Origin of the sequence: Bacillus cereus (assembly GCF_002577405.1) — a bacterium.
GTDB classification, from domain to species: domain Bacteria; phylum Bacillota; class Bacilli; order Bacillales; family Bacillaceae_G; genus Bacillus_A; species Bacillus_A cereus_AU.
The window spans coordinates 426,353-448,983 of record NZ_NULR01000013.1; the positions used below are offsets into that span (position 1 = coordinate 426,353).

The following is a 22,631-nucleotide window of genomic DNA, read 5'->3' on the forward strand; positions in this document are numbered from 1 at the left end:
AAACTTATCATTTGTTAAAAAATAAGGTATGATGGATAAAAATAAAGTGAAGCTTTCTAAGTATAATATAATGTGGAAAGTGAAGAACTTCACGCTCTTTAGGGTGTGTACATATTTTATCTCTAGAGTGGTAGGAAAGTAGAGGGGGAAAATCATGACAAAGCTGCAACGTATTCAAAAAGTATTGGTAGCTAACCGTGGAGAGATTGCAATTCGTGTGTTTCGAGCTTGTTCGGAACTTGGATTAAAAACAGTTGCAATCTATTCGAAAGAGGATAGTGGTTCTTATCATCGCTATAAAGCCGATGAGTCCTATTTAGTTGGGGAAGGAAAAAAGCCAATTGATGCTTATCTAGATATTGAGGGCATTATTGAGATTGCGAAAAGTAATCATGTAGATGCAATCCACCCTGGATATGGTTTCTTGTCAGAAAATATTCAATTCGCAAAACGTTGTGAAGAAGAAGGGATCATCTTTATCGGTCCAAAAAGTAAGCATTTAGATATGTTTGGAGATAAAGTTAAAGCAAGAACACAAGCGCAGCTAGCACAAATCCCAGTTATTCCTGGTAGTGATGGTCCAGTAAATTCAATAGAAGAAGTCGTGGAATTTGCTGAAAAGTATGATTATCCGATTATTATTAAAGCGTCCCTTGGCGGTGGCGGTCGTGGCATGCGTATTGTACGTACTAGTGAAGAATTAAGAGAATCGTATAATCGAGCGAAGTCAGAAGCAAAAGCAGCCTTTGGTAATGATGAAGTATATGTAGAAAAATTCGTTGAAAAACCTAAACATATAGAAGTACAAATTTTAGCAGATGAAGAGGGCAATGTTGTTCATTTATACGAGCGTGACTGTTCTGTACAACGTCGTCATCAAAAAGTTGTAGAAATTGCACCGAGTGTGTCACTTTCAGATGATTTGCGTCAACGTATTTGTGAAGCTGCTGTTAAATTGACGAAGAATGTGAATTATTTAAACGCAGGAACAGTAGAATTCCTTGTAAAAGATAATGATTTCTATTTCATTGAAGTAAATCCACGTGTTCAAGTGGAACATACGATTACAGAGATGATTACAGGAGTGGATATCGTTCAATCACAAATTTTAATAGCTGATGGACATGCGTTACATAGTAAGGTAGTAGGTGTACCGACGCAAGAGGAAGTGGTTGTACATGGATTTGCAATCCAATCTCGTGTAACGACTGAGGATCCACTAAATAATTTCATGCCGGATACAGGAAAAATAATGGCGTACCGATCAGGTGGTGGTTTTGGTGTGCGTCTTGATACAGGTAATAGTTTCCAAGGTGCAGTTATTACACCTTACTATGATTCTTTACTTGTAAAAGTTACAACTTGGGCGCTTACTTTTGAACAAGCTGCTGCAAAAATGGAACGTAACTTAAAAGAATTCCGTATTCGTGGTATTAAAACAAATATTCCATTCCTAGAGAATGTAGTAAAACATAAAAACTTTTTATCAGGAGAATATGATACTTCGTTTATTGATGTGTCCCCTGAACTATTCTTGTTCCCGAAACGTAAAGACCGTGGAACGAAAATGTTAAATTATATTGGTTCAGTAACAGTAAATGGTTTCCCAGGAGTAGGGAAAAAAGAGAAGCCAATTTTCCCTGATGCTCGTATACCAAGCGTAAAACACTCAGAGCCAATCCAAAATGGAACGAAACAAATTTTGGATGAGCGTGGAGCGGATGGATTAGTAAAGTGGGTACAAGATCAAAAACGTGTACTTTTAACGGATACAACATTCCGTGATGGACATCAGTCATTACTTGCAACTCGTATTCGTACAAAAGATTTACATCAAATTGCAGAGCCAACAGCGAGAATGTTACCAAACCTATTCTCAGCGGAAATGTGGGGCGGTGCAACGTTTGATGTCGCGTATCGTTTCTTAAAGGAAGATCCATGGGAACGATTACTAGATCTTCGTGAAAAAATGCCAAACGTTTTATTCCAAATGTTACTTCGTTCTTCAAACGCAGTAGGTTACAAAAACTATCCAGATAATTTAATTCAAAAATTTGTGGAATGTTCTGCTCAAGCAGGAATTGATGTGTTCCGTATTTTTGATAGCTTAAACTGGGTAGAAGGTATGAGAGTTGCGATTGATGCTGTACGAGATACTGGTAAAATTGCAGAAGCGACAATGTGTTACACAGGGGATATTCATGATCCGTTACGTAGCAAGTATGATTTGAATTATTATAAAAACTTAGCAAAAGAATTAGAAGCATCAGGAGCTCATATATTAGGAATCAAAGATATGGCGGGCTTACTAAAACCTAACGCGGCATATGATTTAGTTTCGGCATTAAAAGAGACGGTATCGATTCCGATTCACCTACACACACACGATACGAGTGGAAATGGTATATTAACGTATACGAAGGCGATTGAAGCTGGTGTAGATATTGTCGATGTAGCAGTGAGCTCTATGGCTGGTCAAACGTCACAACCAAGTGCGAATACACTATACTATGCATTAGGCGGAAATGAAAGACAACCAGATGTTAATATAGATTCATTAGAAAAATTATCTCATTATTGGGAAGATGTACGTAAATACTATGCACCGTTTGAAAGTGGTATGAATGCACCTCACACAGAGGTATATATGCACGAAATGCCGGGCGGACAATATAGTAATCTTCAGCAACAAGCTAAAGCTGTTGGTTTAGGAGATCGCTTTGATGAAGTAAAAGTAATGTACCGTCGTGTGAATGACATGTTTGGGGATATTGTAAAAGTAACGCCATCATCAAAAGTTGTTGGTGATATGGCATTATTTATGGTTCAAAATCACCTGACAGAACAAGATGTTTTAGAACGAGGACATTCTATGGACTTCCCGGGATCTGTTGTTGAAATGTTCTCAGGAGATTTAGGACAACCATACGGTGGTTTCCCGAAAGAATTACAAGAAATTATTTTAAAAGGGAAAGAGCCGTTAACAGTAAGACCAGGTGAATTACTAGAGCCAGTAGATTTTGACGCTTTAAAAGAAGAATTATTCCATAAACTCGGACGCGAAGTAACGATTTTTGATGTAGTGGCGTATGCATTGTATCCAAAAGTATTTATGGACTACGAAAAAGTTGCTGAGATTTATGGTAATGTATCTGTGCTTGATACACCGACATTCTTCTATGGTATGAGACTTGGTGAAGAAATCGATGTGGAAATTGAACAAGGTAAAACATTGATGGTTAAACTAGTATCAATTGGAGAACCTCAGCCGGATGGAAATCGTGTTCTTTACTTGGAATTCAACGGTCAACCACGTGAAATTGTTGTGAAAGATGAAAGTGTGAAAGCAACAGTTGCCCAACGTATGAAAGGAAACCGTGAAAATCCAAATCATATTAACGCAACAATGCCAGGAACGGTTATTAAAGTAGTTGTAAAAGAAGGCGATGAAGTGAAAAAAGGCGATTCTATGGCAATTACGGAAGCGATGAAAATGGAAACGACAGTTCAAGCGCCATTCAATGGTAAAGTGAAGAAAGTATATGTTAATGATGGGGATGCAATTCAAACGGGTGACTTACTTATTGAATTAGATCACTAAAATATAAAAAGAGCTGTGTGAAAGCACAGCTCTTTTTATATTGTAAAACCTCGATTGGTGTTAACAAATAATCGGCGAACGAGGACGAAATTGTCACTGACGTAAGTTTTACTGTATTACAAAGAATACCTTGCCAAAATGGCAAGGTATTTAATGTTTATTTTGTTCGCTTAGAAGTCAACTCTGCTTCTTTTGCGTTCACGGTACTTCTTGTACTTAACATAACTAAATAGCACAGTACAGCAAACAGGCAAGAAATGAAGAGTGAATGTAATAATGCCATTGGCAAACTAGCATTTGTAAATACGACTAAAACTCCTACTACAGCTTGAAGTGTAACAAGGATAAATGAAATGACCCATCCCCAGTATACTACACGTTGCTGTTTGTAATGGCGAATAGCAATAATCATTGCATATAGTATCCAAGCGAAAATTAACATTGCTGCAAATCTATGTCCCATTTGAACCCACTCATGTAGTTGAGTTGGCATAGGTCTATTCTTGCTACATAAAGGGAAGTCTGGACAGGCTAAGCTAGCTCGTTCGTGACGTACTAAAGCTCCTGTGTAGACAACGATATAACAGTAAATTGTTACACCATAAATATGGAATTTCATCTTTTTGTCCATAATAAGTGAGCGTGCATCAAATTTCTGATCAATTTCAAAAATAAGGCACGTTAACAAAATGACAGAAGCGAATGAAATTAAGGAAATACCGAAATGGATAGCAAGTACAGCCGGCATTTGACCCCAAACAACTGCTGCTGCTCCCATCAATGCTTGTGCAACTAAAAATACGAAGGATAAAATTGCTAACGTTTTTGTTTCGCGCACATGTTTATAATATTTCCAGGATAAAATACAAAGGAGAGTGACGAGAATCCCTGCTGATCCTGATGTTAAACGATGACTTAGTTCAATAATAGTTTCCATGGATAAATTAGATGGAACTAATTCACCGTTACAAAGTGGCCATGATTTACCGCAGCCTTGGCCAGAACCTGTTTTTGTAACTAAAGCGCCTCCTAGTAATACTACTAATAAATCAAGGCTTGTAATGACTGCTAACCATTTAATAAAGCGTTGCAATCTCTTTCACCATCTTTCTGCTATGAAGTTATTGCGAAATATTTTCATTCCATTATGTATAGAATAAAACGCGCTAGTTCCTATGATATATAAAAAATAATAAAATAGCAAAGAAATGGCGGGGGATGACAAGCTAGAGAAAACGGGTGTGAAAATAGGGTTTATAAGGAAATTTTTAGGTGAAAAACAGGCTATTTTGAAAAGAAATGGGGAGAATACGTGTTAAATATGACAAAATAGTTTATTATAGAAGGTAACATCATGTTATGATAAAAGTAGGTAAGAATTAAGTTTTTTATATTCGACACAAAAAGTTCATGTTTTCTTCACAAAATGTTCGGGAAATGTGATTTAATATATTGGAGTATGGGCGTAGATTAGTAGTAGAATGGGTTAACAATATTTCTACTGTAATAATATTGCTATATAGAAGCGAATTATTTCATTTGAAATAGGCGCAAAAAGAAAGATGAAAGTTTTAAGAGGGGGTTAAAGTGATGAACCATGCAACAAGTGAGCTGCATGATGAGTCAGCTGTAACAAGTGTACCGGAAACAACTCGGTTACAAGATTTATCAGCGCTCGTTAAAATGGGGATTGTAAACTCAAATACACTTACTGTATTTACAGGATTTTGGTTGGCGTTACACTTTAATGGATTAAGTGTGATGGACAATCTGGATAAGCTATTTTTTACAATCGTTGGTTCTGGATTAATTATGGCAGGGGTATGTTGCTTAAATAACTATATTGATCGAGACATCGATCCGTTAATGGAAAGAACAAAAACACGTCCAACGGTTACTGGAAAGTATAAACCAGGATTCGCACTTACATTTGGATTAGTTATATTACTTCTTGGATTTGTATTCTTATTATTAACAACACCGATGGCAGTATTAATGGGGTTTATTGGTGCTTTCACATATGTTGTCTTATACACTTTATGGACAAAGAGAAAGTATACATTAAATACTGTTGTAGGTAGTATATCTGGAGCAGTTCCACCTTTAATTGGATGGGCAGCAGTTGATCCAACTTTAGGCCATCCAATTGCTTGGATGTTATTTTTAATTATGTTTATTTGGCAAATCCCACATTTCCTCGCATTAGCGATGAAGCGTGTTGATGAATATCGAAATGCAGGAATCCCAATGCTTCCTGTAGTTCATGGATTTGAAATTACGAAACGCCAAATCATGATTTGGACAGTATGTTTATTACCACTACCATTTTATATGAGTGGACTTGGGATAACATTTATGGTAATCGCAACATTGCTTAACATCGGATGGATCGTTTTAGGGTTTTATGGCTTCCGTAAGAAAGATGACATCAAATGGTCCGTACAAATGTTTGTTTATTCCCTAAATTATTTAACAATCTTATTTGTATCAATGATTGTAGTTACATTCTTCTAAGACAACGACATAATTGGATTTCTTTACGTTGAGATTTACTTTACTTAACTATAAAGTACAATCTAATTCACAAAGAAAGTGGGGGTTGTTTGTATGAAGAAACAGTGGCGACTGCTTTCGTTCGTTTCACTGCTGGCTTTACTGTTAGGGGGATGCGGTAAAGCCTTTCAATCTACTTTAATTCCGCAAGGAGAAGTAGCAAAAATGCAATATGATTTGCTCTTACTAGCAAGTGCGATCATGGTAGGAGTAGTACTAGTAGTTACTATTATTTTCTTATATGTAATTGTGCGTTTCCGACAAAAGAAAGGTCAGGAAGACTATATTCCAGAGCAAGTTGAAGGAAATCACAAACTAGAAATTATATGGACAGTTATTCCGATTATTCTTTTACTAATCTTAGCTGTTCCAACGGTTACATATACATTCAAACTTGCTGATGTAAGTGCGATGGAGAAAAAGAATATTGATAAAGATACTATCGTTGTTGATGTAACAGCGAATCTTTATTGGTGGGAATTTTCTTATAAATCAGAAAAAATAGTCACTTCTCAAGATTTAGTCATCCCCACAGGTAAGAAAGTGTATTTGAATTTGAAGGGTGCCGATATTAAACATTCATTTTGGGTTCCATCTTTAGCTGGGAAAATGGATACCAACACAGATAATGTGAACAAAATGTGGTTAAAGGCAGATAAATCAGGCACTTATAATGGTTTTTGTACAGAATTTTGCGGCCCATCACATTCTTTAATGCAATTTAAAGTGAAAGCTTTAGATGAAAGCGAGTACAAAAAATGGCTTGCTGATATGAAAAAGATTGATGGGAAAAAAGAAGTAGCTTCAACAAAAGCGCAAGAGGGCCAAGAAATATTTAATAAAAGTTGTATTGGTTGTCATGCAGTTGGATCTAATGATAGTAGACCACCTTCCGCTCGTATCGCACCAAACTTAGCGAACTTTGCTGATCGCGATATGGTTGCCGGTATTGCCGAAAACAATGAAGAAAATTTAAAAAAATGGCTTAAAGATCCTGAAAATATGAAGCCAGGAAATAAAATGACTGGTAAATATGGCAACTTAACGGATGATCAAATTGATGCATTAAATGCATATTTACAAACGTTAAAAGTTGAAAAGTAAAGAGGGATTATTCGCGAAGGGGAGGTTGAAGACGTGAGTTCTGTAGCAAAAAAACAGGGGATGGGTGCTGTCATATGGGATTATTTAACGACAGTAGACCATAAAAAGATTGCCATTCTCTATTTAATTGCAGGTGGATTGTTTTTTATAATAGGCGGAATAGAAGCATTATTTATTCGCCTTCAATTAGCGATTCCTAACAATGCATTTCTTGTTGGGGATGCTTATAATCAAGTATTAACGATGCACGGTACAACAATGATTTTCCTCGCAGCTATGCCACTCGTGTTTGCATTTATGAACGCCGCCGTACCACTGCAAATTGGTGCGCGTGATGTAGCGTTCCCGTTTTTGAATTCACTTGGATTTTGGTTATTTTTCTTTGGTGGAGTATTTTTAAATTTAAGTTGGTTTTTAGGTGGAGCACCAGATGCAGGTTGGACATCTTATGCATCTTTAGCGTTAGCCTCTAAAGGCCATGGTGTTGATTTTTATGTGCTCGGTTTACAAATATCTGGTATTGGTACATTAATTGGTGGTATTAACTTCCTTGTTACAATTATAAATATGCGTGCGCCAGGAATGACGTATATGCGTATGCCGATGTTTACATGGACAACATTTGTCACATCTTCGCTTATATTATTCGCTTTTCCACCGTTAACTGTAGGATTAGGACTTTTAATGTTAGATCGTTTATTTGGAACAAGTTTCTTTAATCCAGTATTAGGCGGAAATACAATTATATGGGAGCATTTATTCTGGATTTTCGGTCATCCAGAAGTATACATTCTTATACTCCCAGCTTTCGGAATATTCTCAGAAATCTTCGCGACGTTTTCGAAAAAACGATTATTTGGTTATTCATCGATGGTGTTTGCGACAGTATTGATTGGATTTTTAGGTTTTATGGTATGGGCGCATCACATGTTTACAGTAGGCCTTGGTCCAGTTGCAAATGCTATTTTCTCGGTTGCAACAATGGCGATTGCAGTTCCGACAGGTATTAAAATATTCAACTGGCTCTTTACAATGTGGGGCGGAAGTATTCGTTTTACAACACCAATGATGTGGGCAGTAGCTTTTATTCCATCATTCGTAATGGGTGGAGTTACTGGCGTTATGCTTGCATCTGCACCAGCTGATTATCAATTTCATGATAACTATTTCGTAGTAGCGCACTTTCATTATGTAATCGTTGGTGGTGTGGTATTTGGTTTACTTGCGGGGGCTCATTATTATTGGCCACTGATGTTTAATAAAGTGTTAAATGAAACGTTAGGAAAAATCACATTTTGGTTATTCTTCATTGGTTTCCATTTAACGTTCTTTATTCAGCACTTCCTTGGATTAATTGGTATGCCACGTCGTTACTACACATACCTAGAGGGGCAAGGATTGGAAATGGGAAATATGATTAGTTCTATTGGAGCAATTTTTATGGCTCTTGGAACAATTGTTCTTCTATTCAATGTAATTAAAACAACAGTATCAAAAGAGAAGGCTGGTCGTGATCCATGGGATGGACGTACATTAGAATGGACAATGCCAGCACCTACACCGGAATACAATTTTAAACAATTACCATTTGTTCGCGGGTTAGATCCGTTCTGGATTGAAAAACGTGAAGGGAATAAAGAGATGACAGCGGCGGAACCAGTTGGTGATATCCATATGCCGAATCCTTCATTTGCACCATTTACTATTTCTCTAGGCTTATTTATAGCAGCGTTTGGTGCAATGTATATGCAAGGCGGAAAAGATAAGTTCTGGTTGTTAGTAGCAATTATTGGTTTAATCATTACATTTGGCACAATGTTCCTACGTTCGGTAATCGATGATCATGGATATCATATTCATAAGGAAGATTTAGAGGATAAGGGGGGCAAGGCATAATGCATGTAGATGAAAAATTAACGAATGAAACATTTCCAGCAGAGCCTGAAAAAGCAACCCTTGAGGGCAAAAATAAGTTTGTCGGTTTTTGGTTATTTCTTGGAGGCGAAACAGTGTTGTTCGCTTCCTTATTTGGCACATATTTAGCATTAAAAAACTCTACAAATGGTGGACCAACATCGCAAGAAATGTTTCAAATGCCGCTTGTATTCATCATGACAATGCTTTTATTAACGAGTAGTTTAACGAGTGTATATGCAATGTATCATATGAAAAATTTCAACTTCAAAAAAATGCAGTTTTGGCTACTTATAACAGTGTTACTTGGTTTAGGCTTTTTGGGATTTGAAATATATGAGTTTTATCATTATACGCATGAATTCAAGCATACTATGAGAAGTAGCGCATTTGGGTCTGCATTCTATGCTCTTGTTGGTACACACGGGCTCCACGTATTGTTTGGACTTTGTTGGATATTAACTTTAATCTTCAGAAATGCGAAGCGGGGCTTAAATTTATACAATGCACCAAAGTTTTACGTTGCATCAATTTATTGGCACTTTATTGACGTAGTTTGGGTGTTTATTTTCACTGTAGTATATTTGATGGGAATGGTGGGATAAACAATGGTAATCAAACAAACGAATAACCCTAAAGTTGATCTTGTTTATCGGAAGAGAAAAAGTGCAGAGGAAATGAGACATCAAGTTATTACGTTTGCACTAATGATTTTCCTAACATTAGTTGCATTTGTAGCAGTGGCATATCCAAAAACTTTTAGTCCGATTTTCTCTGTTCCGTTTATTTTACTATTAGCAGTGGTGCAAGTAATTTTTCAATTGTATTATTTTATGCATATGAGCCATAAAGGACATGAGGCGGCGAGTTTCTTTCTCTATTCGGGCTTGTTAATAGGGCTAATTACAATATTAGCTTTTATGACAATTGTATGGATTTAAAAAGTGAAAAATCGGGGACTTGTGCTATCACAGTCCCCTCTTCACGTTAAGTGAAAACAGAAAACAGTTTTTAGAAGGTAGGTGTGGAAAATGGGTAACTTATGGATATTCGGTTTTCAAGCTTTATGGAGTCCTATATTTATGTTGTTTATGATATCTATTTTGACAGGGTACTTTTTAATTATTGGACCGTATAGAGACCGATTTGAAAATGCGACTAAAGTAAGTAAAAAACAGATTTTCTATTTTACGGTTGGAATTGTTCTTTTGTATTTTGTAAAGGGGGGACCAATCGATTTAATAGGACATATTGTATTTAGTGCACATATGTTTGAAATGGCGATTATGTATATTGCAGTACCGCCATTATTACTACTTGGTATACCAGTTTGGTTATATCGTTATATTACTTCTTTTAAGTTTATTCAAATTATGCTGAAAGTCTTTGCAAAACCACTCATTGCTTTGTTTGTATTTAATGGTTTATTTTCCTTTTATCATTTGCCAGTTGTGTTTGATACTGTAAAACAAAGTCAAATTTTACATCCTATTTGCCTTGCTATTTTGTTTTTTGCAGCAATGATGATGTGGTGGCCGATGCTAAATCCATTACCAGAATATCAAACGTTAAGTGATATAAAAAAACTGGGTTACATGTTTGCTAACGGTATATTATTAACGCCAGCTTGTGCATTAATCATTTTTGCGACTGCCCCGTTATTTGCAACGTATACGGATTCAACTGCTTGGATGAAAGCGATGGAACTATGTGTACCAGCAGGAACTTTATCAGATTTAAATATAACGGGACCAGAATTTTTGCACTGGATGCCAGTAGTACAAGATCAACAAACTGGCGGTATCATTATGAAAATTGTCCAGGAAATAGTGTACGGTACGATTATTGGCTATGTATTCTTTAGATGGGCACGTAGAGAACGTGAAAAGGATAAAGAGCAACTGCAACAATTACCACCCTATTTGCAGACGAAATAAAGTGAAACTTTAATCAGTGGGGTTTTGTTCATCCCCACTGACTATTAGTTGAACCAATCGGGCGTTAATGCGGGATAAAAAACGAGTGCATCAGTATGATGCACTCGTTTTTGGTTACTCGATAATTTGAAATTCTTTTAATTCTTTTTCGACATTTTGAAGGAGTTGTTCACTTTTTTGGAGTACATTCGTTGGGAAAGTCTCATCATCACCATATTCAACGCCATGAGGATAATAATGCTTTCCTAATAAGGGAGGGAGTAGTTTTACTTCAGCGTGTCTGCTGCCGATGTCACCTTCAATAGCAATACCTTGCACTCGCAAATAATAAACATCTGTTAATATCTCAAATTTATAATCGTATGTAACCCGTTCATAATCCCACTGTCCAGCAAGTACAAAATGGTTATTTTCCATAATTTCGGTTAAAAGTGTTAAATCAATGACTGCCCCGTTAAATTTCGTATTTGTAAATTGCATAGAATACCTCCTTTTTTAATATTACACCATTATTTTTATAATAGTATGAATAATAAGAAAGTGCAATTCATATTGAGAGAAAAGGGATAATCCAGACTTTTTTCACGAAAATATGATATAGTGAGAAGAGTACGGTACACACAAAAAAGGAAATAAAAGGATTTGTGTATATCTCAATTTTATGTTTTTTTGCAGGAGGTATATCGTTTGAAGAAATTATTGCGTATCGTAATGATTACAATTTTAATTTTAGCTGTTGATTTATACGGGAAATTACTCGTTTCACAATATATATTAACCCCCTCGCAATCAAAGCAAGAAAATAAGATTGTGAAAAAGAAAAAGAAATTAATTGAAGACTCATCAGACACTGTTTTAAATATGATTGGTGGGGATTCTGAAAACTTATTAGCGAAGTGGGGCGAACCATCTCGAATCGAGCCATCTGCTTACGGATATGAATGGTGGGTGTACAATCAAGATTTAGCTCATTATGTTCAATTTGGGGTTGCTGAACGTAAAGTTGTAACGGCGTATGTTGCTGGTGAACAAGTTAAGGTGACGCCTTATTATATAAATGAAAAGTATGAAGAAGTATATAAAAAGAATCCGTTCTCACATGAGATTTCATTAAAAAGAGGAAAGAATAGTTATCAATTTGAGTTATCTGATACCGAAGTAATGGAACAGCCGTTAATATCTGTAGAAGATGGGTGGGCACAATTATATTTTGATCATTTTACACATGAGCTTGTTGGTGTTCGTTATATGGATGATGAAACGTTATTACGACAAAGACCGTATCAGCTTGTTTATTCAGGTGAATTATTGGAAGAACAACCATTGACGCCAGAAAAAATGAAACAAGTAGATAATGGAAATATGCAACAAATTTTTGATTTAACAAATATTATTCGAAGTCGTCATGAATTGCCGTTGTTAACATGGGATCAACCAACAGCAGATGTTGCTATTGGTCATAGTAAAGATATGAAGGACAATAATTATTTTTCACACGATTCACCTACATTAGGTACGTTAGGAGATCGTTTGCAACGCGGGCAAGTAGGGTTTCAACTTGCTGGTGAGAACATAGCCGCGCAACATAGTGATGGGATTGCGGCGGTACAGGGCTGGTTAAATAGTGAGGGCCATAGAAAAAATTTATTAAATGAACAATTTACCGGATTAGGTGTTGGGGTATATGATAAATTTTATACACAAAACTTTATTCGAAAATAAAGTGAAACTTTAAGTAGCGGGCTGTTACGGGTAAGTAATCCCCCGGCTAACTCCCTCGGACTCACCGAATTGTACGGTGGGTATCTTACCGTATGCGAATAGCGGGATAAAAAGGTGCATGAATCGTCTAAAAATAGGCGAACCATGCGCCTTTTTTTTCTTACAATATAGTAGAAACACATGAAGAGGTGAGGATTATGCCAACAACAAAAGGGCCGTTACATCCATCGGTTCAACAGTTTAAAGAGTTTGTAAACCATCACCCTAAAATGGTTCATGAGGTTAGAAGTGGTGGAAAAACTTGGCAACAATTTTATGAAGAATGGTACTTAGTTGGTGAAGAAGATCCAATTTGGGCAACTTATAGACCTGATGGAGCGCCTGCATTTTCTTCAGCAAAAAAAAATGAGAAAGTAAAAGAAAAAGATAATCGAACTGAAGAGGAAAAAACTGCTGATGTGATGGGGCAAATGCTTTCTTTCTTTAAAAAGCTAGATGTGGAACAAATGCAGCACCATTTAGCCAATGTGACAAGTGCAATTGGTAGCGTACAGCAAGTCATTCAACAGTTTCAAGGAAAGCGCGAGCAGCAAGAACAAAGTACTTCAGAAAATAATCCATTTTTCTTTCAGAAGGATTAGGGGGAAAGATGATGAGAGCAGAACTTATGGAGTTTATAAAAGCTGATGAGGATTTATCTCGCTACATTAGGGAGCAGCCGTACTGGTATAGGAAATTAACGCGAAACCCCGAAGAAAAAGAGGCTTTTGAGCTAGCCGCAATGCAACATTTCAAAAAAACGATACCAGATAAAGTAGAAAAATTTCAAAATCAATTGTCTGTTGCTTCGATTATGATTGATATGTTTCAGTATATGAAGCAGCAAAATGCGACATAATTGGGAATGAAAAATATGTCCGTCATGCGTAACTTTTGTTACAATAGAAATGGATTATTTAAAAAGGAGTTGCAGCATGACGGAAATTTGTTTAGTGCGACATGGACAAACTGATTGGAATTTTCAAGAAATTATTCAGGGACGAGAAGATATTCCGCTTAATGAAGTTGGGAAGAAGCAAGCGAGTCAAAGTGCAGCTGCTTTACAACCAGAACCGTGGGATATAATTATAAGTAGCCCGTTAATTAGAGCGCAAGAGACAGCTAAGGAAATCGCAGCGGCAGCTGGATTGCAATCGATTTTATTAGATGAGCGATTTGTTGAACGAAACTTTGGAGAAGCTTCAGGGAAGCCAGTTGCGGCTGTCAGAGAGTTAATTGCAGAGGGCAAAGTGGAAGGTATGGAGCAAGATGAAGAGATTGTAGCTCGTTGCTTTGCTGCTTTAGAAGATGTTGCAGCAACTCATTTTGGTAAACGTATTATTATTGTTGCTCATTCACATGCAATAAAAGCGATTTTACATGCAATTGCACCAGATGAAATTACGTTTAAGACACCATTAAAAAACGCGTGTATTAGTTATGTGAAACAAAGTAGTGGGGAATGGGATGTTCTTAAATATAATATAGCGGAACATATTAATGCATAAGTTTATATGGATATTATGTGAAGAATAGTTATGATCCTATCTTTCTTTTAAGTGAGGCGCTTCAATTAGTAGTTCTATTCTAAATGTGGTATGATGGATATTCGGAGGTGTCTCTCATGATTGTAGCGACGCTAGAAAGCGTATTAATATTAGATAAAGCAGAGCAACTTGCAAAAGTGATTATCTGTTCAGATATAGCAGAAGATTATCGTAAGTGTTATAAAGAATTGCATGAAGATATGGAAGTTCAAGCGCTAATTCAGCAATTTACAGCGATGAAAGAACGGTATGAGGAAGTACAACGTTTTGGGAAATACCACCCTGACTATACTATCGTGTCAACGAAAATGAGAGAATTAAAGCGTTCTGTAGACTTGCATGATAAGATTGCGACTTTTAAACGAGCAGAAACTGCTTTGCAAAAGTTATTGGATGAAGTAAGTGTAGCAATCGGTTCGGAGGTATCTTCTTCCATTAAAGTGCCAACAGGAAATCCATTCTTTGATGCTGGTGGCTGTGGTGGAGGCTGTGGTACTGGCGGCGGTTGCGGTTGTAAAAAAACGGGGTGATGTACCCCGTTTTTTAGAAGATGGAAGAAAACGTATACAGAGTTTGTCCAATCGTGTCATAAATTTCTGATTGGTTTTCATATAATATAAAATATAAGTTTTAAAAAGGAGAAGATGGAGAAGATTATGTTCGGGCAACGACAAAGTATGATTGTTTATTTACATTCATTGAAACATGCCAAGATTTTAAGGAAATATGGAAACATACATTACATATCAAAACGATTAAAATATGCCGTTGTATATTGTGATATGGAACAAATTGAGCATATGATGCATAAGTTGAACAAACTTCCTTTTGTGAAAAAGATAGAACAGTCGTACCGTCCGTTTTTAAAAACGGAATTTGAAAATTCCCGTCCTGATCGGGCAAAGGAATACGATTATAGTTAAGTGAAAAAACCCCTGCTAAATTTAGCGGGGGTTTTTTCACTTGAAATAACGTGTTACTTCATTGGAGGAATGAAGTTGTTCATTCGCAAAATACCAATTAGATGATTAAAAAATAGTTCTTTTTCAGGGAAAGTTGTTGACGGTTTTACAGTAAAGGTAGTGACTTTTTTCCCTATTTGTTCTGCCATTTCTTCAAATAAAACGACACGTTTGCTTTTTTTATTTTCGAGTACAGGAATGCCTTCACGACATATGTATAATGGCTGGAAATCACCAGTAGTTGTAGGTTTTAGTATTACAACAAGTGAACATACTTTTTGTTCGTTTTTTACAGTTTCAAATTGTAACATATGTGTTATGCGTTCTTTGTTTGCTTTGGCAATTTCAAGTAATTCATATAAGTCAGAGTAGCCTTCTCCGAGTTCTATAAAGCGTTGAATCATATTTTTTCCTCCTCTTTCTTTTACTGTACCATCTCACTTTTTAAATGAAAAGTAGACAAAGAAAAAAACCCTGCAATGCAGGGCCCTTCTTATACTAGTATGTACTAGCAAGAAGGCAAAGGGAGAGGAGAAACCGGAGGAAGAACTTATGGGGAAACGTAAGTCTTCTCCGCGGTTGGCAACAACATCGAAGGTGATGTTGTTATATTTATTTATGTCCAATCTAAATGAAGATATACATAATGAAATTAAAATTTATGTTAGGCTTTTTATTTTTCTTTTTTTTATTTTATGATAGGATAAAAAAGGTAAAGTGGAACTAATATACGTAATGGGTTCGTATTAGGAAATGGTGAGATGAATATATATAAAATGACGAGCGGTTATTTTAAGCCAAAGTTCCTTATTGTAAGTTGAAAGGTGAATGAAACGCTTCATGGAATAGTATAGTTTGGTAGCGGTTACCGAATTGAGAAGGATTTTCTATAATCGCTCGATAGATTGAAATAAAGGTAGTGACAACAGATGAGAGTAGTTTCAGGTAAATGTAAAGGACACCCACTTAAAGCGGTGCCTGGTAATACAACACGTCCAACGACAGATAAAGTGAAAGAATCTATTTTTAATATGATAGGTCCTTATTTTGATGGTGGTATTGCCCTTGATTTATTTGGTGGTAGTGGTGGTCTTGGAATTGAGGCCATAAGTAGAGGGATTGATAAAGCGATCTTTGTTGATCGAGATAGTAAAGCAATAAAAGTAATTCATCAAAATTTAGAAAGTTGTAGAATACAGGAACAAGCGGAAGTATATCGGAATGATGCGGAGCGTGCGGTAAAGGCACTTATAAAACGTGAAATATCATTCGATCTTATATTAATTGATCCGCCATATAAAGAGCAAAAAATTGTATCTTTAATTAGTGTGATGGATCAACATGGATTGCTACATAGTGATGGACTAATTATGGCGGAGCATGGTAATGACGTAGTTTTACCTGATTCTATAGGCAGGCTTGCCAAAGTACGAGCTGAGAATTATGGCATTACAGCAATATCGATTTATAAGTATGAAGGTGAGGGGACAGAATGACAAGTATAGCTATTTCTTCAGGAAGTTTTGATCCAATTACCCTTGGGCATCTGGATATTATTAAAAGGGGAGCAAAAGTATTTGATGAGGTGTACGTAGTTGTCTTAAACAATTCATCAAAAAAACCGTTTTTTTCAGTTGAAGAGCGCTTAGAATTAATTCGAGAAGCGACAAAAGATATCCCGAATGTAAAAGTGGATTCACATAGTGGATTATTGGTGGAGTATGCAAAAATGCGTAATGCAAATGCGATTTTACGTGGTTTACGAGCGGTATCTGATTTTGAATATGAGATGCAAATTACTTCTATGAATCGAAAATTAGATGAAAACATTGAAACCTTCTTTATTATGACAAACAACCAATATTCATTTTTAAGCTCGAGTATTGTGAAAGAAGTTGCGAGATATGGAGGAAGTGTAGTAGATCTTGTGCCTCCTATTGTAGAGCGTGCTTTAACAGAAAAGTTTCAAACCCCGTCAAAGTGAACGGGGTTTTTCTTTATCCCGCTATTTGTGGGCAGTAAGCCTCCTGCCTCAAAATTCAGCGAAAGCAAAGAGGTTAGGTGGAAGCCCTGCTGCCCGTAAAAACCCAATTGGTGAAGGTTAATAATTAGTGGGGGGATGAAGAAAACCCCCGCTGATTAAAGTTTCACTTTATTGTTACGGAAAAATAGCAAGATAACATATAAATATAAACAAAATAATGTGAATATCGGTCCGTAGTGTACGAAAGATGTCCAAATTTCATGCGGTATTGAAGAATGATTCGATAAAAATACGGGAATATTTTTTTGCATAGGTGAGAAAGAACTCACTTTTTCATAAAATGGTTTCCAAAATATAAAAGTAAAAATAGGAGCGAGAATACTTTGGATAATTCGTGCAAAAAAATATGGCTTAAATCGGATGTCTGTTTCAGCTAATATGCTAGCAACTTGTGCCTGAATAGAAAGGCCGCTAAAGCCTAAAATGAAACTTGTTACCATAGCTTGTTGCAGAAGGGGTGTTTCATTTATTTGACTAATCATTTGGCTTCCGAGTGTCATTTCAAAAATGCCAGATAATATCGGAATACTAAATTCGGTAGTTAGTTGGAAGAATGATAAAATATGTTGCATAATAAAAGAAAGGGCTGTTGTAATATGAAATACAGTAATCATTTTATTTAAAACAGAGAATAAAATAATAAATCCACCAATCATAAGTAACGTTTGAATAGAAGAAACGATAGCGTCCCCAAGTAATTTTCCTATTGGTCTTTTTTCTTGCATACGTGTCTGGTGGAGGATTGAAAAAGGATTTTGAAAAGGACGTTTTTTAGTAGTGTGTTTATCATTTGTGTTAATGGTGTTATTACCGTAAAAACGCATTAGTAGCCCGACGGCGAAGTTACTTAAATAATGTGCAGCAGCTAATACAATTCCTAATTTCGGATTATTGAAAAAACCGATAGAAACAGCTCCGAAAATAAAAAGTGGATTAGAAGAGTTTGTGAAAGATACGAGGCGCTCTGCTTCAATTTGTGTGAGTTGATTACTTTTACGTAGTCTAGCGCTTAATTTGGCGCCAGCGGGGAATCCTGAAGCCATTCCCATCGCCCAAACAAATCCACCTATCCCTGGAACGCGAAAAAGTGGGCGCATTAGTGGTTCTAATATAACGCCGATAAATTTTACAACACCAATGCTAATTAGAAGTTCCGCAATGATGAAAAACGGTAATAGTGAAGGGAATACAACTTCCCACCATATATTTAACCCTCTAATGGAAGCTTGCAAAGCAGCTTGGGGGTGGAGTACAAGAGAAAAGGTTAAAAATAGTGTTGATATGGTAAGGAAAGCCGTTTTCCATTTTTCATACATGTAAGTAAATCCCCCTTTGTCCCAAAAAACGTTCATTTCAGTATACGTGGATACGTGGTGAATTTAGACCATAAGTATGAAAAAGGGATGAAAAAAATTAAAGGGTGAGAAAAATGAAAGAACCTAAAATCGGTTTAGCTCTTGGATCTGGTGGGGCGAAAGGATTTGCTCATATTGGCGTTATAAAAGTTTTAAGGGAAAATGGTATACCGATTCACATGATTGCAGGAAGTAGCATGGGGGCTTTAGTAGGTACATTTTATGCGGCTAGCTGTAACATTGAAAGACTGTATAAACTGGCGACTGTTTTTAAGAGGAAATATTATTTAGATTTCACGGTGCCGAAAATGGGATTTATTGCTGGAAAACGTGTCAAAGATATGATTAAAATGTTTACATATAATAAAAATTTAGAAGAGTTAGATATCCCGACGGCTGTTGTGGCGACTGACATCTTGAAGGGGGAAAAAGTGGTTTTTACAAGTGGTCCTGTTGCAGATGCGGTGAGGGCTAGCATATCTGTACCTGGGGTGTTTGTACCAGAAAAAATAGATGGACGATTATTAGTGGATGGCGGAGTTATTGATCGCATTCCAGTATCAGTTGTGAAAGAGTTAGGAGCGGATATTGTTATCGCTGTTGATGTATCTCCAATTAAGGTGAATGGAGAGGTTACGTCTATTTACGATGTAATTATGCAGAGTATTGAAATTATGCAACATGAGCTTGTGATGAATCGACAAATTGCATCGGATTTAATGATGCGACCAGCTGTAGAACAATTTAGTTCGCGTGCTTTTACAAATATTGAAGATATTATTCGAGTTGGAGAAGTAGAAGCGGAAAAACATATTTCAAACATTAATTTATTAATTGAGCAGTGGAAGGAGAAACATAATGTTTAAGCGTTTTCGGTTTATATATGCAATTCTAATAGGGGTTATATTGGCGATGTTACTTGTTTATGTGCGTTTACCGTATTATGTAACAAAACCAGGAATGGCTGCAAAATTAGAGCCGTATGTTCAAGTTGAGGGTGGAACGAAGGAATCTGGTGATTTTATGCTTGTAACGGTTTCGATGGGGCCAGCAAATGTTGTGAATTTAATAGCAGCGCAGTTTAATAAATATACACATGTATCGAAAGCAGAAGAAATATTGCAAAGAGGCGAGAGTGATGAAGAATATCAATTCCGCCAAAATTATGCAATGAAAGATTCACAAAATGCAGCGATTTACAATGCTTATAAACGGGCAAATCGTTCTGTTTCTTTTGAAAATAAAGGTGTATTAGTAGCCGGAGTGTCGAAGGGGATGCCGTCAGAAGGAAAGCTTAAACTTGGGGATGTCATCATAGCTGTAGATGGAAAAACATTCGAAAAGACGGAGCAATTTATTGAATATATGACAGGGAAAAAAGAAGGTGATACAGTAAGTATTGAGTACAAAAGAGGCGGAAAACAACTGAAAGAAAATTTAAATGTTAAGACAATCCCAAATGGGAATGGCCGTGTTGGTATAGGTGTCTCCATCGTTACGGAAAGGGAATTAGTAGTAGATCCGAAAGTGAAAATCGACTCCCATGAAATAGGAGGCCCATCAGCAGGTTTAATGTTTACATTAGAAATATATAATCAACTTGTAGAAGAAGATTTAACGAAAGGCCATGAAATAGCTGGAACGGGTACAATCAATGAAAAAGGAGAAATCGGTCCAATTGGTGGTATTCAGCAAAAAGTGGTAGCTGCTAGCGATGCTGGGGCTGAAGTGTTCTTTGCACCAAATGAAAAAGGTGCGGAGAAATCGAATTATAAAGATGCACTTGAGGCTGCGAAAGATATTAAAACAAAAATGAAAATTGTTCCAGTTGATACGCTAGATGACGCATTAATGTATTTGGAAAAAATGGATGGTAAAAAATAAACCTCTCTGAAAAGAGAGGTTTTTCTTATAGAAATCTTGCTGTCGTTTCATCATAACGTATTGGATGGTGTGTTACGTCTTGTTTTAGTAGTTGTGTTCGTAATGGTTCGTGCATGATGGAGAAATATACAGAATTCGCTTTTCGCTCTATATCTAAAGTGGGATGGTTAAAAGTTTTTGTATGTGTAAGGATTGGAAGTTCTATTTTTTTCTTGTTTTTTGAAAGGTAAGTTTGTCCTTTTTGTGACATGCCGAGTAGACGAATATACGGTGCATGCTGCTGTATATTTGCTTCATGTATTTCTTCTTTTGTGGTGTTTGTTAAAATGTGCGTGCAAGCTCTTTGCAATCTAGTCCATGTATACCGTTTAGTTTTTAATGCTTCCATGAATGAATAGAAGGAGGAACTATTTTGTATTTTTGATAAAATACGATGTTCTAAACCTTCTTCTATTTCATATATATGGCGTAAATCCTTAGGAGACATCGTCATGAGTTTGTATTTGAAAAATGAAAAATATTGTTCCCAATTATGTAATATCCCGTACTGTTGTTTGTAATTTGCTAAAATCGAAGCGGTTGCTTTCGGGATAAAAGGTTCAATTGCTGTAAATGCTCCCTCTTCGCTAAAGAGTTGCTTACGAATGCTTGTCGCGCTTGCAATATGTTGGTCGTTAAATGTTTCGTCATGATAATGAGAAGCAAATCTTTTTAGAGTTTGTGCTTGCATAGAACTATTTTGCGAGAGAATGGCCTTTATGTATTGGAAGCCTAAAATGTTATTCGGCTGTGACATATCTATGTTTTTTTGCGGTGGTAAAATGTGTGAAAAAGCTTCGGATGTAGCTTTTGCATAACTATTACCAGCATCCATAAATTGTTTTACAAGACGGTTAAAAGTCTCTTCTTCGTTTTTTTGTACAGAGATGGTATTATAAAAATTTTCGATTTGTCCATCTTCACTACCGAAACAAATTTCAGAAACGTGTAGGGCGTTTAAAATGGAAATAGCGCCATTTGCAAATGTTTCAGCCTTTTGTGTGGCGAAGGCATATGGGAGCTCTACAACGAGGTCTACGCCGTTTTCTAAGGCCATTTTGGTACGATACCATTTGGATAGGAGTGCCGGCTCACCACGCTGTAAAAAAGGGCCACTCATAACGGCAATTGTAATATCAGAGTGTGTTAACTTTTTTGTTTGTTGCACATGATAATCATGACCGTTATGAAAAGGGTTATATTCAACAACAATACCACTAGCTTTTATGGTAATCTCTCCTTTCGATGTAGCATCTTTTTGAAAAACGTGATACTCTATATATTATTTACTATGATGACTTCATTATAGTGTAAAGAAAAAACATTGACAAATATAAAATGGCTAGCTATAATTTTGTTTGTTGCCTTGAGGTGATATGATATGAAATGGTCCATCCATCAATTGAATAAATTGAGAAATAAAGGATTGACATTGGATGAGATGGTAGATGTAAGTGAGCTAAAAGAGGTCGAAAAAGATATTCGTGAAATTAATCCTGTTCATGTAACAGGAAGAGTTGATTTTGGCTCCGGTAAGTTTACGTTTCATCTACATATAACTGGAAGCATGGTTTTACCATGTTCTCGCTCTTTAGTAGATGTGACATTACCATTTGACATTAAAACAACTGAGGTGTTCCAAACTTCAGAAGAAGAATTTGAAACAGAAGCTGAAATTCATTCTTTAGAAGGAGAAGTACTTGACTTACTGCCCGTAATCAAGGAAAATATACTTTTGGAGATTCCAATGCAAATTTTCAGTGATGATGTTTCTGGTGGAGCACCGATGCAAGGTCAAGACTGGCAAGTGATTTCGGAAGAAAACAAAGAAAAGACTGTTGATCCAAGATTAGCAGGACTTGCAAAGTTTTTTGACAAATAATCGGAAGACTGGTTTAGGCCTTCATATGAAAATAACTATTTCTTTTAA

Annotated in this window: 23 protein-coding genes; 18 read left to right on the top strand and 5 right to left on the bottom strand. The window is 36.3% G+C overall.

Features of this window, described 5'->3' with window-relative positions:
• The first annotated feature begins 154 nt into the window (after positions 1-154).
• A complete protein-coding gene (pyc, locus tag COC96_RS18215; RefSeq protein WP_098267908.1) occupies positions 155-3,601 on the top strand; it encodes a pyruvate carboxylase in 3,447 nt (1,148 codons plus the stop codon).
• A gap of 157 nt (positions 3,602-3,758) precedes the next feature.
• Here the strand turns inward: pyc and ctaA are convergent, their stop codons facing one another.
• On the bottom strand, positions 3,759-4,694 hold the full coding sequence (ctaA, locus tag COC96_RS18220) for a heme A synthase (protein ID WP_098267907.1): 936 nt from the start codon (positions 4,692-4,694) through the stop codon (positions 3,759-3,761).
• 497 nt (positions 4,695-5,191) lie between these two features.
• On the opposite strand from ctaA, the gene ctaB reads away from it, so the two are divergent.
• The 6 genes from ctaB to ctaG all read left to right on the top strand — a co-directional run bounded on the left by ctaB (position 5,192) and on the right by ctaG (position 11,109).
• The gene (gene ctaB, locus COC96_RS18225; protein WP_097904455.1) at positions 5,192-6,115 is read left to right on the top strand and encodes a protoheme IX farnesyltransferase; all 924 of its coding nucleotides are present in this window, start codon (positions 5,192-5,194) and stop codon (positions 6,113-6,115) included.
• 93 nt (positions 6,116-6,208) lie between these two features.
• A complete protein-coding gene (coxB, locus tag COC96_RS18230; protein WP_000745268.1) occupies positions 6,209-7,258 on the top strand; it encodes a cytochrome c oxidase subunit II in 1,050 nt (349 codons plus the stop codon).
• Positions 7,259-7,318: 60 nt separating this feature from the next.
• Positions 7,319-9,154 (top strand): cytochrome c oxidase subunit I, encoded by a 1,836-nt coding sequence (gene ctaD / locus COC96_RS18235; RefSeq protein WP_176538833.1) that lies wholly within the window; start codon positions 7,319-7,321, stop codon positions 9,152-9,154.
• Positions 9,154-9,777: a cytochrome c oxidase subunit III gene (gene ctaE, locus COC96_RS18240; protein WP_098267905.1), complete on the top strand. Its 624-nt coding sequence runs from the start codon at positions 9,154-9,156 to the stop codon at positions 9,775-9,777. The genes ctaD and ctaE overlap by 1 nt, the downstream gene beginning before the upstream one ends.
• A 3-nt stretch (positions 9,778-9,780) precedes the next feature.
• Positions 9,781-10,113, top strand: a complete 333-nt coding sequence (ctaF, locus tag COC96_RS18245) for a cytochrome c oxidase subunit IVB (RefSeq protein WP_065382565.1) — start codon at positions 9,781-9,783, stop codon at positions 10,111-10,113.
• Positions 10,114-10,203: 90 nt separating this feature from the next.
• The gene (ctaG, locus tag COC96_RS18250; RefSeq protein ID WP_098267904.1) at positions 10,204-11,109 is read left to right on the top strand and encodes a cytochrome c oxidase assembly factor CtaG; all 906 of its coding nucleotides are present in this window, start codon (positions 10,204-10,206) and stop codon (positions 11,107-11,109) included.
• A gap of 114 nt (positions 11,110-11,223) precedes the next feature.
• Here the strand turns inward: ctaG and COC96_RS18255 are convergent, their stop codons facing one another.
• Positions 11,224-11,589, bottom strand: coding sequence for a YugN family protein (locus COC96_RS18255; RefSeq protein ID WP_098267903.1), 366 nt, complete (start codon positions 11,587-11,589; stop codon positions 11,224-11,226).
• Positions 11,590-11,796: 207 nt separating this feature from the next.
• Between COC96_RS18255 and COC96_RS18260 the strand changes: the two genes are divergently transcribed.
• The 6 genes from COC96_RS18260 (at position 11,797) to COC96_RS18285 (ending at position 15,340) form a co-directional block, all read left to right on the top strand.
• A complete protein-coding gene (locus tag COC96_RS18260) occupies positions 11,797-12,831 on the top strand; it encodes a CAP domain-containing protein (RefSeq protein WP_098267902.1) in 1,035 nt (344 codons plus the stop codon).
• Positions 12,832-13,028: 197 nt separating this feature from the next.
• Entirely contained in the window at positions 13,029-13,472 is a 444-nt protein-coding gene (locus COC96_RS18265; protein ID WP_097904450.1) for a YlbD family protein, read from the top strand.
• Positions 13,473-13,483: 11 nt separating this feature from the next.
• Positions 13,484-13,729 carry a YlbE-like family protein gene (locus COC96_RS18270; protein WP_097904449.1) on the top strand — a complete coding sequence of 82 codons (246 nt, stop codon included), beginning with the start codon at positions 13,484-13,486 and terminating at the stop codon, positions 13,727-13,729.
• 76 nt (positions 13,730-13,805) lie between these two features.
• Entirely contained in the window at positions 13,806-14,378 is a 573-nt protein-coding gene (locus tag COC96_RS18275) for a histidine phosphatase family protein (RefSeq protein WP_098267901.1), read from the top strand.
• A gap of 116 nt (positions 14,379-14,494) precedes the next feature.
• On the top strand, positions 14,495-14,947 hold the full coding sequence (locus COC96_RS18280; protein ID WP_097904447.1) for a YlbF family regulator: 453 nt from the start codon (positions 14,495-14,497) through the stop codon (positions 14,945-14,947).
• Positions 14,948-15,073: 126 nt separating this feature from the next.
• Positions 15,074-15,340 carry a YlbG family protein gene (locus COC96_RS18285; RefSeq protein WP_002093356.1) on the top strand — a complete coding sequence of 89 codons (267 nt, stop codon included), beginning with the start codon at positions 15,074-15,076 and terminating at the stop codon, positions 15,338-15,340.
• Positions 15,341-15,393: 53 nt separating this feature from the next.
• Here COC96_RS18285 and COC96_RS18290 read toward each other — a convergent pair whose 3' ends face one another.
• A complete protein-coding gene (locus COC96_RS18290; RefSeq protein WP_097904446.1) occupies positions 15,394-15,783 on the bottom strand; it encodes a DUF7147 family protein in 390 nt (129 codons plus the stop codon).
• A 525-nt stretch (positions 15,784-16,308) separates the two neighbouring features.
• Here COC96_RS18290 and rsmD point away from each other — a divergent pair.
• Entirely contained in the window at positions 16,309-16,875 is a 567-nt protein-coding gene (rsmD, locus tag COC96_RS18295) for a 16S rRNA (guanine(966)-N(2))-methyltransferase RsmD (protein ID WP_098267900.1), read from the top strand.
• Complete coding sequence (coaD, locus tag COC96_RS18300) at positions 16,872-17,363, top strand: pantetheine-phosphate adenylyltransferase (protein WP_098267899.1); 492 nt, start codon at positions 16,872-16,874, stop codon at positions 17,361-17,363. The genes rsmD and coaD overlap by 4 nt, the downstream gene beginning before the upstream one ends.
• Before the next feature lie 155 nt (positions 17,364-17,518).
• Here coaD and ylbJ read toward each other — a convergent pair whose 3' ends face one another.
• The gene (gene ylbJ, locus COC96_RS18305) at positions 17,519-18,739 is read right to left on the bottom strand and encodes a sporulation integral membrane protein YlbJ (RefSeq protein ID WP_098267898.1); all 1,221 of its coding nucleotides are present in this window, start codon (positions 18,737-18,739) and stop codon (positions 17,519-17,521) included.
• A 113-nt stretch (positions 18,740-18,852) separates the two neighbouring features.
• Between ylbJ and COC96_RS18310 the strand changes: the two genes are divergently transcribed.
• Positions 18,853-19,644 (top strand): patatin-like phospholipase family protein, encoded by a 792-nt coding sequence (locus COC96_RS18310; RefSeq protein ID WP_097904442.1) that lies wholly within the window; start codon positions 18,853-18,855, stop codon positions 19,642-19,644.
• Positions 19,637-20,662, top strand: coding sequence for a SepM family pheromone-processing serine protease (locus COC96_RS18315; protein ID WP_097904441.1), 1,026 nt, complete (start codon positions 19,637-19,639; stop codon positions 20,660-20,662). The genes COC96_RS18310 and COC96_RS18315 overlap by 8 nt, the downstream gene beginning before the upstream one ends.
• A 25-nt stretch (positions 20,663-20,687) precedes the next feature.
• Here COC96_RS18315 and COC96_RS18320 read toward each other — a convergent pair whose 3' ends face one another.
• Positions 20,688-21,929, bottom strand: a complete 1,242-nt coding sequence (locus tag COC96_RS18320; protein ID WP_176538803.1) for a nucleotidyltransferase — start codon at positions 21,927-21,929, stop codon at positions 20,688-20,690.
• A 153-nt stretch (positions 21,930-22,082) separates the two neighbouring features.
• Here COC96_RS18320 and COC96_RS18325 point away from each other — a divergent pair, with 153 nt between their 5' ends.
• Positions 22,083-22,583 (top strand): YceD family protein, encoded by a 501-nt coding sequence (locus tag COC96_RS18325; RefSeq protein ID WP_097904439.1) that lies wholly within the window; start codon positions 22,083-22,085, stop codon positions 22,581-22,583.
• Positions 22,584-22,631: the final 48 nt, after the last annotated feature.